This window comes from Citrobacter freundii complex sp. 2025EL-00176, from assembly GCF_053309355.1.
In genome coordinates, this window is record NZ_JBRYHT010000004.1 from 65,776 (window position 1) to 78,703 (window position 12,928).

A 12,928-nucleotide genomic window follows, 5' to 3' on the forward strand; every position below is an offset into this window, starting at 1 on the left:
TTTTGACTAGTCCAATAAAAGAAATCAGACAATGTTTGAAATTAATCCGGTAAATAACCGCATTCAGGACCTCACGGAGCGCTCTGACGTTCTTAGGGGGTATCTTTGACTATGATGCCAAGAAAGAGCGTCTGGAAGAAGTAAACGCCGAGCTGGAACAGCCGGACGTATGGAACGAACCCGAACGCGCGCAGGCGCTGGGTAAAGAGCGTTCCTCCCTTGAGGCTATCGTCGATACACTCGACCAAATGAGCCAGGGCCTGGAAGATGTCTCCGGCCTGCTGGAACTGGCTGTAGAAGCCGACGACGAAGAAACCTTTAACGAAGCCGTAGCAGAACTCGATACCCTGGAAGATAAGCTGGCGCAGCTGGAATTCCGTCGTATGTTCTCCGGCGAGTATGACAGCGCAGATTGCTATCTCGATATTCAGGCTGGCTCCGGCGGTACGGAAGCGCAGGACTGGGCAAGCATGCTGATGCGTATGTATCTGCGTTGGGCTGAAGCTCGCGGCTTTAAGACTGAAATTATTGAAGAATCTGAAGGTGAAGTGGCGGGTATTAAATCCGTGACCATCAGAATTGCTGGCGAATATGCTTACGGTTGGCTGCGCACTGAAACCGGCGTACACCGTCTGGTACGTAAGAGCCCGTTTGACTCCGGCGGTCGCCGCCATACGTCGTTTAGCTCCGCGTTTGTCTATCCGGAAGTTGATGATGATATCGACATCGACATCAACCCGGCGGATCTGCGCATTGACGTTTATCGCGCCTCTGGTGCGGGCGGTCAGCACGTTAACCGTACGGAATCGGCGGTGCGTATCACCCACATCCCGACCGGGATTGTGACGCAGTGTCAGAACGACCGTTCCCAGCACAAAAACAAAGACCAGGCCATGAAGCAGATGAAAGCGAAGCTTTATGAACTGGAAATGCAGAAGAAGAATGCCGAGAAACAGGCGATGGAAGACAATAAGTCAGATATCGGCTGGGGTAGCCAGATTCGTTCTTATGTCCTTGATGACTCCCGCATTAAAGATCTGCGTACCGGGGTTGAAACCCGTAACACGCAGGCGGTGCTGGATGGCAGCCTGGATCAATTTATCGAAGCAAGTTTGAAAGCAGGATTATGAGGAACCAACATGTCTGAACAACACGTACAGGGCGCTGACGCGGTAGCCGACCTTAACAATGAACTGAAAACGCGCCGTGAGAAGCTGGCGAGCCTGCGTGAGCAGGGGATCCCGTTCCCGAACGATTTCCGTCGCGATCATACCTCAGACCAACTGCATGCTGACTTCGACGCGAAAGAAAACGAAGAGCTGGAAGCGCTGAACATTGAGGTATCCGTTGCTGGCCGTATGATGACCCGCCGTATTATGGGTAAAGCATCATTCGTTACGCTGCAGGATGTTGGCGGCCGTATTCAGCTGTACGTTGCTCGTGACGATCTGCCGGAAGGCGTTTACAACGAGCAGTTCAAAAAATGGGATCTGGGCGATATCCTCGGCGCGAAAGGTAAGTTGTTCAAGACCAAGACCGGTGAGCTGTCCATCCATTGCACCGAGTTGCGTCTGCTGACGAAAGCGCTGCGCCCGCTGCCGGATAAATTCCACGGGCTGCAGGACCAGGAAGCGCGTTATCGTCAGCGCTATCTGGATCTCATCTCTAACGATGAATCCCGCAATACCTTTAAAGTGCGTTCACAGATTATGGCTGGCATCCGTCAGTTTATGGTGGGTCGCGGCTTTATGGAAGTGGAAACCCCGATGATGCAGGTGATCCCTGGCGGTGCCGCTGCGCGTCCGTTCATCACCCATCATAACGCGCTGGATCTGGATATGTACCTGCGTATCGCGCCGGAACTGTACCTCAAGCGTCTGGTGGTTGGCGGCTTCGAACGCGTGTTCGAAATTAACCGTAACTTCCGTAACGAAGGCATCTCAGTTCGTCATAACCCAGAGTTCACCATGATGGAACTCTACATGGCGTATGCGGACTACAAAGATCTGATCGAACTGACCGAATCACTGTTCCGTACGCTGGCGCAGAACGTTCTGGGAACCACCGAAGTGCCTTACGGCGAAGAAGTCTTCGACTTCGGTAAGCCGTTCGAAAAACTGACCATGCGCGAAGCGATTCAGAAATACCGTCCGGAAACCAACATGGCCGATCTGGATAACTTCGACTCTGCTAAAGCGATCGCTGAATCTATCGGCATCAAAGTTGAGAAGAGCTGGGGTCTGGGCCGTATCGTGACCGAGATCTTCGAAGAAGTCGCGGAAGCGCACCTGATTCAACCGACCTTCATTACCGAGTACCCGGCAGAAGTTTCTCCGCTGGCACGCCGTAATGACGTAAACCCGGAAATCACCGATCGCTTCGAATTCTTCATCGGTGGACGTGAAATCGGTAACGGTTTCAGTGAGCTGAACGATGCAGAAGATCAGGCGCAGCGTTTCCAGGATCAGGTTAACGCCAAAGATGCGGGTGATGACGAAGCGATGTTCTACGACGAAGACTACGTTACCGCTCTGGAACACGGTCTGCCGCCGACTGCGGGTCTGGGTATTGGTATCGACCGTATGGTTATGCTGTTCACCAACAGCCACACCATCCGCGACGTGATCCTGTTCCCGGCGATGCGCCCGGTTAAGTAAGATGTGAAATGCCGGATGGCGGCTGATGCCTTATCCGGCCTACGATTCGTTATGTAGGCCAGGTAAGCATAGCGCCATCAGGCAATTAATTCCCGTTGGCAAACTTGCGCAGTAATTCTCGCGCCTTATCGTTTGAAACCTGCATTACCATCCACGGACTAAATGCCCACGGCGTCGCGTCGATCCCGCTTAACACATCCTCCAGATCGCTCCACTGGTAATCCATTACTTCATCTGCGTTTAGCTGTAGCGGACTCATGATATGTGCGGCGTACACCGGGCATACTTCGTTTTCCACGATTCCGCTCGGGTCCGTGGCACAATAACGAAAATCAGCATACACGGAGCTGAGCGAGTCAATGTCTGCACCCAGTTCGAAACTAGCGCGGCGGACAATAGCGGCTTCGGTGGATTCACCCAATTGTGGGTGGCCGCAGACAGAGTTGGTCCAGACGCCTGGCCACGCTTTTTTGTGCAGTGAGCGGCGGGTAACCAGCAGTTGGCCCTGCTCGTTAAATATCCAGCATGAAAAAGCCGCGTGCAGAGGCGTTGTGGCGGTATGCGCCGCATACTTTTCCAGCGTCCCACAGGGCTGACCCTGCTCATTCAATAAAATGACATGTTCCTGTCGCATAGCGTCCACCATCAATCTTAAGCACCCACATTATATGCTTAATTAAGACAGTTTGATTAACCGTGGGTGTGAAATGCCAGCGCCGAGGGTTCGTTACGCGATATGATTTGGCATCCGGTTTCTGGCTGCTATGATAAAGCGTCTGAAAATGTTGCGAGGTATTGTTTTGAGTGCAGGACGCCTGAAGAAAAATGGCCTGAGTGTCGCGATGCTGCTGTGTGTCGGTCTGCTGCTATCTGGCTGTTCCGGGAGTAAGTCGTCTGACGCAGGAAGTTATTCCGGCTCCGTGTATACCGTGAAGCGGGGAGATACGCTATACCGTATTTCACGCGCCACTGGCACCAGCGTGAAAGAGATCGCTCGCCTGAACAACATTTCTCCACCCTATACCATTGAAGTGGGGCAAAAGCTAAAGGTTAGCGGCGGCGCGAAATCCACGACTTCCTCAGGTAAAACAAGCTCGAAATCCTCTACCAAAACGGCGGCAGTCAGACCGTCTTCTTCCGTGCCTCAGTCGTCATGGCCGCCGGTAGGACAACGCTGCTGGCAATGGCCTGCCAGCGGTAAGGTGATCCTGCCTTACTCCACGGCGGACGGTGGTAACAAGGGCATTGATATCTCAGCTGCGCGCGGTACGCCGATTTACGCGGCCGGAGCAGGGAAGGTGGTCTATGTTGGCAATCAGCTGCGGGGCTACGGCAACCTCATCATGATCAAGCACAGTGAGGACTACATCACTGCCTATGCGCATAATGACACCATGCTGGTGAACAACGGTCAAAACGTGAAAGCCGGGCAGAAGATCGCCACGATGGGCAGCACGGATGCGACGACGGTGCGGCTGCATTTCCAGATCCGTTATCGCGCAACGGCTATCGATCCGCTGCGTTATTTACCCCCGCAGGGCAGTAAGCCCAAATGCTGACGGTGAATTAATCGCCAGTCAGTCGGTTAGTCCCTTGCCAAGAAGAGCGTAAGGTTTATAATCCCTTACGCACTTCAATGCGGGCGTAGTTCAATGGTAGAACGAGAGCTTCCCAAGCTCTATACGAGGGTTCGATTCCCTTCGCCCGCTCCATAACCCTGCTTTCATTACCTGGTTCATTGAATCCCTCTAAGAAACGGCTTAATGCTTCCCGGCTGCAGTTGACGGCAACATATTGTGTAACCCTTATTAGCTTATAAGCATGATTCAAAGCAATACTATTCATTCGACAAATCTTTATCTTTACTCGCGAAACAGTATCTATTGAGGGCCTTAATCCCAATGCATCGTCACGTAAAGCGGCAGTTGCTCGTAAAGCCAGCTATCAAAGGTGCTAAGGATGTAGAGGTGTAAATTTTGCTCCAGATATTAAAACAAGCTTTAATAAATTAAATGTTAATGGTGATGAAATGAATATTAAAATTGCTTTTATTGTAACATCTTTGTTTGCATTATCAGGATGTAACATGAACCCTTCGATGTATACGGCCAACGCGAATAAATCAGAGGGTACTGTTACTATGGCCTACCATTACACTTCATCCACTCCAATGTGGTGGAGCCCAGCATTTGGTGAGGAGGCCCAGAATCGCGCCACCGTAATATGCCAAGGGTGGGAATTTGACTCGGCAAGACCTTTAGATGATAGCTCATATATGAATAGTGGTGGGGCAATTGAAGGGATAGATTCTGTAACATATCAGTGTATTAAGAACAAAAAGGGTACCGAATAGTCTTTGAATTAATTGTCATCCCTAAAGCGGTTACATTTCCCAAAAAAACACTGAGTTTTATCCAACTACCCCCTTGAGATTAAAGGACGAGGGGGCCAGATCGTTAAAGCCTATTGTTCTGTGGTCACCCTGAGGAATATTTCCTGCCCTCCGTCCGCGTATGACCAAGAGGTAGTCCTAATGACTGCCTTTCTTTGAGCCTTATTATCAAAGGGTTATTGGTCGGTCATCTTCAATACTTCTATTTCCTTCGCCCAGGGTTCGTTGCAGTAAAACTGTGTCAAGCCAGCGGCCATGCTTGAAGCCAATATCTTTCAGCGTGCCTATTTCTGTAAATCCGACCTGCTGATGGACTTTCAGCGACCCCTGATTATTGCTGTCGCCGACGATGGCGATCAACTGTCGATAACCCTGCGTTTCGGCCCAGTCAATAACATGGCGCAGTAATGCTTTCCCCGCCCCCTGACGCTGTGCCGTTGGGTCAATGTAAATTGAATCTTCGAGGGTATAGCGGTAGGCATAACGTTCGCGGTAGCGGGAGAGATAACAATACCCGATGACCTTGTCTTCCTGCAGAGCGACAACCCACGGCAGCCCCAGGCTGCGGATTTTTTCCAGACGAGCCAGCATTTCATGGGTATCCGGTGGGTCAGTTTCAAAGCTGCCGGTACCGTGAAGAACATGATGTGCGTAAATATCGCGTATGGCGGGGATGTGTTTTTCTTCTGCATTAACGATTTTCATTGACCAGCTCCGGTTGGCGTCTTTTTTCAGATTACCTGAAAGTCCGGAGGGAAGGTAAGCGCAAAAAGTTATGTTTCAATCTGGAGTTCACAATGAAAGTAGGCTTGTTAATTATAAGGCTAAAGAATTGATTGTGGTTGATGCTATCAATAGCAAGTCAGGGGCGTAAATAGAGAAGTTGATAATTGTCCACATCGATATGGCCGGATGAAAAAATACTACTACTCAATTGTGAATTGATAAAACACTTTGATTTCATTGCGTTATAATTGTACCTAATTCTTATTGTGGCTGTACTCTTAATTTTATTTCATCAACACTGCCTGGAACCTGAAATTACGTTATAGTGTTTTTCTCGTTATTTCTATGTTTATCAGAGCGGACGTTATCAGAACTTTCTCTATTCATACCAAATAGTTACCGTGCAAACAGTTGCGGAGGGTAGCTATGTTACCCAACAATAGTTGCATCGTCATATGGCTTCGTCACGGAAAATTAATCTCAATTCAGAATGCAATCCCAAGAGTATTAGGATAATTTGGTTTAAAATACTTTTTTTGCCTAAGTATTATCTTATCACATAGCCACGAACTACGTTGGGTGATAAAATTCTCGAGTTTATGCCTCCTTTCCAAGGATTAGAGGATGAGGCATGGGTAGTCAATAAGACAAAAGAATTAATTGCTTCATAACCCTATTACGAAATAAGCGGTAGTGCGTCTTACATGGTCGGCAATCGTCAGGGACTGACTGTAACTTATTGAAAACGCTTATTTTTACTCTGATGTAAGATATAAGGGCAGATATGTTAAGTATGCGTCGACATGCCAACTTCATTAAACGTTTTAAGTCTGTAAGCTGTTTATTTACGGCAAGCGTTCTTTTCCCTATGCCAATCTCTGCGGCGGTATCAGATTATGATGCTTTGGTTATTGAAGCACGGGGAGGTAATAGTGCACCGCTATTACGTTTCCTTGAGGATCAGGGAAAGAAAAGTGCGCTAACGCCAAATCAGGTTGCCGACTGGTTGCAGGTTTCCAGTTGGGTCGATAACAACGATAAAACCACAATTGCAATCTGGCAGCAGTATCGTGGACAGATGAATGTACCTGCCCGGGGCAAAGTCGCCGCTGCACGAGCGTATCGCAATCAGAAGAACTGGAATGATTCTTTAGCCGTTTGGGAAAGTGTTTTACAGGAAGAACCTGATAACGTTGATGTACGTACCGGCTGGATAATGACGTTGGCGGATGCTCGCTACAATCAGCAAGCCCTTACTGAAGCGAATAAATGGGCGCAGGCGCATCCCGGGGCTGATTCTGATGCGTTACTTGCCTATGTCTATCATTCGCAGGGGAAAAACTGGGATGCATTGTTAGTCGCCAGCCAGGCGGATGACGTCGATCCGGGCAATAAAAATGCAAAATCCACATTGCTGTCTGCGCTGTCAGCAAACCGCGTTTCCGGGCCCGCCTTAAATATGGCAGAGGTGGTACCAACGGCAGACCCGGTGAAGCGTCGCCTTGAGCTTGATGCGGCTGCTGAAATGGTACGTTCCTCTTATACCTCTGCGCGTAATGAAGAAGAGCGTTTTATCGTGGCCGATAAAGCGCTGGCCCGCTATGACCAGTTGCTGGCTGCCTGGAAAGATGAGCCTACTGCGCAGAATGATGTCCGTCGGGCCAGAATTGACCGCATGGGCGCCTTACTGGTCCGTAAACGCACTTCTGAAGTGATTAAAGAATACGAATCGCTGTCTGCGAGCGGCGAGGTGCCAAACTACGCAAAACGCTGGGTAGCATCAGCATGGTTAAGCGAACGTCAGCCGGAAAAAACCGAAGCGATGCTGATGAGCATCTACTATCCGAACGGACCGATTCCGGTTACGCCGCTCGGTCCTGAGGATCAACAGGATCTGTTCTATGCGCATATCGATAATGAAAACTTTGATGCGGCGAAAAAACAGGTCGATGCATTAATCAAAGACAGTCCGTACCTGCGACGTATCTATGGTTCGCCAACGCCGCAGCCAAACGACAACTGGCTGCTCGGACAGTCGCTGCTGACGCAATATCATATCGCAGCCAATGAACTGCCGGAGGCAGAAAAACTCGCAGAGCATCTGGCGCGAACAGGCTCGGGTAACCAAGGGCTGCGCATATCCTATGCTTCTGTATTGGAAGCGCGGGGACTGCCGCATGCGGCGGAGAAAGAGCTTAAGCTGGCGGAAGTGATTGAGCCGAGTAACCTGGAGCTGGAGCGTCAGCAGGCCTATGTGGCGCTGGATCTCCAGGAGTGGAAGCAGGCCGATGAACTGACGGATGACGTTATTGCTCGCAGCCCGGATGATGAAGCGACGCTGCGCCTCGCACGCATTCGTGATGTGCATAAAATGTCGGAAGTGCGTATTAGCGGCACGCAGGGGATCTCGTCCGATAGCCCGGTCAGCGGTAAGAATGATTTCAACATCAACACGGCGATTTACAGCCCGCCAATTGACGACAACTGGCGACTGTTTACCGGATTCAACTTCGCGACCGGCGAGTTTGAGGAAGGGAAGGGGATCAGCCGCGATCTGGCGGCAGGTGCGGAATGGACCTCCCGTGATTACTGGGCCGAAATGGAAGTGTCTGGCCGAAATTATGGTGATGGTCAGAAGATCGGTGGGCGTCTATCCGGCTGGCATGACTTCAACGATAACTGGCGCGTTGGCGGTTCGGCCGAGCGTCTTTCGCGCAACACGCCACTGCGTGCGCTGCGTAGCGGCGTGTATGCCAACGGCGGCGATATGTTTGTTCGCTGGTATCAAAACGAACGACGTGAATACCAATTGTCGTTTGCCGCATCACATTTCTCGGATGGTAACGATCGCATCGAATATGGGCTGAGCGGAAAAGAGCGCATGTGGACCACGCCGCGCTTTACGCTGGACTTTACCCCGGGTATCGGCGGAAGCACCAACACCAAAGAAAATGTGCCGTATTACAACCCGAAGAGTGATTTTTCCGTTGTACCAGGCCTGAGTGCGGAGCAGGTTCTTTACCGCCACTATGACACCGTGTGGACACAGCAAGGCATCGCCGGAGTGGGTGGCTACTGGCAGCAAGGTGAAGATGTAGGCGCTATCGTCCAGGTGGGATATGGACAACGGCTCAAATGGAACAACGTCGTAGATGGCGGGGTGATGCTGGTTTGGGATAAACGCCCCTATGACGGTAAACGTGAGCGGAATATCTCCCTCGCTTTCGATTTAAATGTCAGGTTTTAAGGATTGTTCATGCTGAAAAGATGCCTGTGGCTTAGCGCATTAATCGCTGGCTGGTTGATGATTACCGCGTGCAGTAGCGCGCACAATACAACGCCTCGCTATGTTCCTCCCGCAGAGAGAACGCCGTTGACGGCAGATCATCCATGGCCGAAAAACAGCTTCCTGGTGCTCGGCTACCATGATGTTGAGGATGGCGCAGCAGACCAGCGCTATCTCTCCGTGCGCACCAGCGCGTTGAGCGACCAAATGGCCTGGCTGCGTGATAATGGCTATAACCCGATCAGCGTACAGCAAATTCTGGACGCCCATGACGGTAAAATTGTGTTGCCGGAAAAAGCGGTCTTACTCACCTTTGACGATGGATATAGCAGTTTTTATACCCGCGTCTGGCCGCTGCTGAAAGCCTACAACTGGCCTGCGCTCTGGGCTCCAGTGGGCAGTTGGGTTGATTCTCCAGCCAATAAAAAAGTCGATTTTGGTGGCTTGATGACGGCGCGAGATAAATTTGCCACCTGGAAGATGGTCGAGGAAATGGGCAAATCGCCGTTGGTGGAAGTGGGAGCGCACACCTGGAACTCGCATTTCGGCGCTGAGGCGAACCCGCAAGGAAGTAAAGAGCCCGCGGTGGCGAATCGCCTGTTCGATAAGAAAACCGGCACTTACGAAACCGACGAACAGTACAATCGTCGCATTAATACGGATATCTCGCTGATCACCAATAAGATTAAATCGGTAACCGGGAAGTCGCCGCGCGCGTGGGTGTGGCCTTACGGTGCGGCTAACGGCACCACTTTAAACCTGGCCAAAGAACATGGCTATAAGATGGCCTTTACGCTCAATGAAGGGCTGGCGAACGCCGCGTTTCTGGATGATATCCCGCGCGTACTGATCTCTGATAACCCGTCCCTCAAGCGCTTTGCCAGCCAGGTCGCTCAGGTACGTGAACCGCAAACGATGCGCGTCATGCACGTCGATCTGGATTACGTATATGACAAAGATCCTGCTCAGCAGAAGCGAAACATCGACAAGCTGATCCAGCGTGTGTATGACATGCGCATTTCTCATGTTTTCCTGCAGGCGTACGCCGACCCTAAAGGCGACGGGAATATTCGCGAACTCTATTTCCCTAACCGCTGGCTGCCGATGCGTGCCGATCTCTTTAACTATATCTCCTGGCAGTTACAAACGCGGGCCGGGGTGACGGTGTATGCCTGGATGCCGGTACTGGCTTTCGACCTCGACGCTTCCATTCCACGCGTGACGGCATGGGATCCGAAAACAGGACGCACTGCGATCAACCGCGAGAACTATGTGCGTCTGTCTCCCTGGGACAGCGAAGCACGTAAGCGCATCACTGAAATCTATGAAGACCTGGCGAAGCATGCCAGCTTTAAAGGGATTTTGTTCCACGACGATGCTTTCCTGACGGACTTTGAAGATGCGTCACCGGAGGCGTTAGCCGCCTACCGCGCCGCAGGTCTTCCGGGAAGTATTGAGCAAATCCGTAGCAACCCGCAGACCTTTGAGCGCTGGACGCGCCTGAAAAGTAAGATGCTGATCGACTTCACCAAACAGCTGACCCGCTCAGTGCGCAATATTCGCGGTCCGCAGGTGCAAACTGCCCGCAATATATACGCCATGCCGGTACTGGAGCCTGAAAGTGAAGCCTGGTTTGCGCAAAACCTGAATGATTTCCTCAATACCTATGACTGGACGGCACCCATGGCGATGCCATTCATGGAGCAGATCCCGGCTAATGATGCCAACGCCTGGCTCGACAGATTAGTGAATGCCGTTGCACAAACGCCCGGCGCGCTGGACAAAACCGTGTTTGAACTGCAGGCACGAGACTGGCGTAAATCCGGGGACGAAGCAGAAATCAGCGGAAAACAAATAGCCGAATGGATGCGCCAGCTGAAACTTAGTGGTGCAGGTAACTATGGCTATTATCCGGATGATTTCATCAGCGACAAACCTGAGATGTCAGAGATTCGCTCGACGTTCTCCTCATACTGGTACCCGCAAAAATGACCGATCGCATTATTGCTTTCCTGATACTTTGCCTGATGTTCAGCCTGCCGTTTGGCGTGGCTGTCATCTTTACAGGTGAAGTCATGTTGAACTTCGTCTTCTTCTGGCCTTTATTCATGTCTGCATTATGGATAAGCGGCGGGGTCTATTTCTGGTTTTATCGTGAGCGTCACTGGAAATGGGGAGACGATACACCGCCACCGACGCTGGAGGGAAATCCGCTGGTTTCCATTTTGATTCCCTGCTTTAACGAAGGGATCAACGCGCGCGAAACCATTGAGGCCGCACTGTCGCAGCGCTATAAGAACATCGAAGTGATTGCCATCAACGACGGTTCAACGGACGACACGCACGACGTTCTGGAACAACTGGCGATTGAATACCCCAGCCTGCGCGTCATTCATCTGGCTGAAAATCAGGGCAAAGCATTGGCGCTCAAGACCGGTGCAGCCGCTGCGCGCAGCGATTACCTGGTGTGTATTGATGGTGATGCGTTACTGGATCGTGATGCCGTGGCCTATATTGTGGCCCCGCTGATCCAGTTCCCACGCGTTGGTGCGGTAACCGGCAACCCGCGTATTCGTACCCGTTCCACGCTAATTGGTCGTGTGCAGGTCGGGGAGTTCTCTTCCATTATCGGCTTGATTAAGCGTACTCAACGAGTCTATGGTCAGATCTTTACCGTCTCCGGTGTGGTTGCGGCGTTTCGTCGTCGCGCGCTGGCCGAGGTGGGTTACTGGAGCCCGGATATGATCACCGAAGATATCGATATCAGTTGGAAGCTGCAGTTGCGCCACTGGTCGGTATTCTTTGAGCCGCGCGCACTGTGCTGGATCCTGATGCCTGAAACCTTAAAAGGGCTGTGGAAGCAGCGCCTGCGCTGGGCGCAAGGAGGGGCGGAGGTGTTTATCGTTAACATGCGTCGTCTGTGGTCGTGGGAGTTCCGCCGCATGTGGCCGCTGTTTCTCGAATTCTGTTTTTCTACCGCCTGGTCGTTTGCCTATGCGATCAGTATCGTGCTGTTCCTGTTGGGACTGATGATCCCGATGCCGGACTCGCTGTATGTACAGCATCTGTTCCCGCCAGCCTTTACCGGACTTATTCTCGGTGTGGTTTGCTTATTGCAGTTTGCGGTGAGCCTGATGATTGAACGACGCTATGAAAAAGGTATTGGCGCTTCGTTGTTCTGGATTATCTGGTTCCCGGTGGTGTACTGGATGCTAAGCCTGTTCACTACGCTGGTGGCTTTCCCGAAAGTAATGCTTAAACGCAAACGCGGCAGGGTGCGCTGGGTGAGTCCTGACCGTGGAATTGGGAGGATCGAATCATGAGCCAGCCACTGATCTTTACGGAACGGCGTCTACTGCCGCGCATCATCGACGTGCTGTTGACGGTCATCGCCTGGGTTGGTTTTTTATACCTGATCTATAAAGGGCTGATCACGGCCCTGGCGCATTCACCGTATATGGGCGTGCGTCCCTTTTTCACCACGCTGGATACGGTCACGTTTTATATCCTTGTCGCGCTGCTCAACGGACTGGTGCTGATCGGCTGGGCGAAATACAACCAGTTTCGTTTTCGGGTGGAGCGTCGCAGCCGCAGACCAGGACTGGAACACCATGAGCTGGCAGAAAGTTTACGCATTACCCGTGAACTGGTTACGGAGTTGAACAAAGCGAGGGTGCTGACGGTCCATCATCATGAGAATGGCGAAATCAGTCATATCGATGTGGACAAGCACATCGCCGATAACCGCCTGCCGCCGCCGACGCCTGCAATGCTGGAATATTTGCCGCCGGAGCGGGAGCCATCGTTACAGAAAGGGACTGAGTGATATTTCTGCTACCCACCACTTCCTTCAGCTTCGCATCGGTC

The 12,928-nt window shown here is 51.5% G+C and carries 10 protein-coding genes and 1 tRNA gene; 9 read left to right on the top strand and 2 right to left on the bottom strand.

Annotation, left to right across the window (positions count from 1 at the left end):
• Nucleotides 1-31: 31 nt before the first annotated feature.
• Nucleotides 32-1,130, top strand: a protein-coding gene (prfB, locus tag ACVXHP_RS10985; protein ID WP_100194817.1) for a peptide chain release factor 2 whose coding sequence is annotated in 2 segments (ribosomal slippage) — nucleotides 32-106 and nucleotides 108-1,130 — 1,098 coding nt in all. Because the reading frame shifts where the segments join, the coding sequence is not laid out codon by codon here.
• A gap of 9 nt (nucleotides 1,131-1,139) precedes the next feature.
• Nucleotides 1,140-2,657, top strand: a complete 1,518-nt coding sequence (lysS, locus tag ACVXHP_RS10990) for a lysine--tRNA ligase (RefSeq protein WP_006686909.1) — start codon at nucleotides 1,140-1,142, stop codon at nucleotides 2,655-2,657.
• Nucleotides 2,658-2,742: 85 nt separating this feature from the next.
• On the opposite strand, the gene idi is transcribed toward lysS, so the two are convergent.
• Nucleotides 2,743-3,291, bottom strand: a complete 549-nt coding sequence (idi, locus tag ACVXHP_RS10995) for an isopentenyl-diphosphate Delta-isomerase (RefSeq protein ID WP_447571448.1) — start codon at nucleotides 3,289-3,291, stop codon at nucleotides 2,743-2,745.
• Between the two features lie 166 nt (nucleotides 3,292-3,457).
• Here idi and actS point away from each other — a divergent pair, with 166 nt between their 5' ends.
• From actS to ACVXHP_RS11010, 3 genes are all read left to right on the top strand, one after another.
• On the top strand, nucleotides 3,458-4,216 hold the full coding sequence (gene actS / locus ACVXHP_RS11000; RefSeq protein WP_447571449.1) for an amidase activator ActS: 759 nt from the start codon (nucleotides 3,458-3,460) through the stop codon (nucleotides 4,214-4,216).
• A 79-nt stretch (nucleotides 4,217-4,295) separates the two neighbouring features.
• A tRNA-Gly gene (locus tag ACVXHP_RS11005) sits at nucleotides 4,296-4,369 on the top strand.
• A 317-nt stretch (nucleotides 4,370-4,686) separates the two neighbouring features.
• Nucleotides 4,687-5,010 carry a hypothetical protein gene (locus ACVXHP_RS11010; protein WP_137361290.1) on the top strand — a complete coding sequence of 108 codons (324 nt, stop codon included), beginning with the start codon at nucleotides 4,687-4,689 and terminating at the stop codon, nucleotides 5,008-5,010.
• 207 nt (nucleotides 5,011-5,217) lie between these two features.
• Here the strand turns inward: ACVXHP_RS11010 and ACVXHP_RS11015 are convergent, their stop codons facing one another.
• Nucleotides 5,218-5,754, bottom strand: a complete 537-nt coding sequence (locus ACVXHP_RS11015) for an N-acetyltransferase family protein (RefSeq protein ID WP_447571450.1) — start codon at nucleotides 5,752-5,754, stop codon at nucleotides 5,218-5,220.
• A gap of 805 nt (nucleotides 5,755-6,559) precedes the next feature.
• On the opposite strand from ACVXHP_RS11015, the gene pgaA reads away from it, so the two are divergent.
• From pgaA to pgaD, 4 genes are read left to right on the top strand one after another with little or no spacing between them, the layout of a single operon-like run.
• Nucleotides 6,560-9,022 carry a poly-beta-1,6 N-acetyl-D-glucosamine export porin PgaA gene (gene pgaA, locus ACVXHP_RS11020; RefSeq protein WP_447571451.1) on the top strand — a complete coding sequence of 821 codons (2,463 nt, stop codon included), beginning with the start codon at nucleotides 6,560-6,562 and terminating at the stop codon, nucleotides 9,020-9,022.
• Nucleotides 9,023-9,031: 9 nt separating this feature from the next.
• Nucleotides 9,032-11,053: a poly-beta-1,6-N-acetyl-D-glucosamine N-deacetylase PgaB gene (gene pgaB, locus ACVXHP_RS11025; protein ID WP_447571452.1), complete on the top strand. Its 2,022-nt coding sequence runs from the start codon at nucleotides 9,032-9,034 to the stop codon at nucleotides 11,051-11,053.
• Nucleotides 11,050-12,384, top strand: a complete 1,335-nt coding sequence (pgaC, locus tag ACVXHP_RS11030; protein WP_447571453.1) for a poly-beta-1,6-N-acetyl-D-glucosamine synthase — start codon at nucleotides 11,050-11,052, stop codon at nucleotides 12,382-12,384. Before pgaB ends, pgaC begins: the two co-directional genes overlap by 4 nt.
• Entirely contained in the window at nucleotides 12,381-12,887 is a 507-nt protein-coding gene (gene pgaD, locus ACVXHP_RS11035) for a poly-beta-1,6-N-acetyl-D-glucosamine biosynthesis protein PgaD (protein WP_447571454.1), read from the top strand. The genes pgaC and pgaD overlap by 4 nt, the downstream gene beginning before the upstream one ends.
• Nucleotides 12,888-12,928 lie beyond the last annotated feature (41 nt).